Here is a 717-nt window from a genome sequence, read left to right on the forward strand (position 1 = left end):
CAGAAGCCCCGCCGGCCCGGCGATCCGTTGACGCCGCACGCCCCCAGGTGTGACGGTGCGGCGGCTTAGTCATGGACATGTTGTGTGCGACGCGATGCGGCCGGGCCCCTGGCGGTCGGCGTACGCCCTGCGCGTGGCCCTGACCGGGCGGCTCAACAGAACCCCACGAATCGTGCAGCTCGCGATCCCCAAGGAGCCAACGTGCTACGAAGAATCACGGTGGTCGGCGTGTCTTTGGCCGTCACCCTCGGCATAGCCGCGCTGCCCGCCGTATCCACGGCGACGGCGGCACCCGCGGAGAACCCGCGGACCGCCACCGCCAAGCCCAAGCCGGCCGACCGGGCCGTCGCCGCCGCCGACCAGGCCACCGCGAGCGGCCTGGACGCGCTGGCCAAGGGCCCGAACGAGCAGTACGAGCGGCGCGGCGTCACGCCGTGGCTGCGCGGCCTGTACTCGGTCGCCTACGAGCGCACCTACCACGGGCTGCCCGTGGTCGGCGGGGACGCCGTCGTCCTCGCGGACGCGCAGGGCAAGGTGCGCGGCACCCAGTCGGCCACCAAGGCGCGGATCAACGTCTCCACCACGGCGAAGATCACTGCGGCGGCGGCGGAGAAGACCAGCCGCGCGCGGCTCAAGAAGGTGGACAAGCGCGAGTCGCGCCGGCTCGTGGTCCGGGTCAAGGACAACAAGGCGCACCTGGCCTGGGAGACCGTCCTC

General features: G+C 72.7%; 1 pseudogene. It reads left to right on the top strand.

Features of this window, described 5'->3' with window-relative positions:
• Positions 1 to 201: 201 nt before the first annotated feature.
• A pseudogene (locus KUM32_RS35565) lies at positions 202 to 717 on the top strand (peptidase M28); the annotation flags it as partial.

This window comes from Streptomyces sp. AC627_RSS907 (assembly GCF_019049165.1).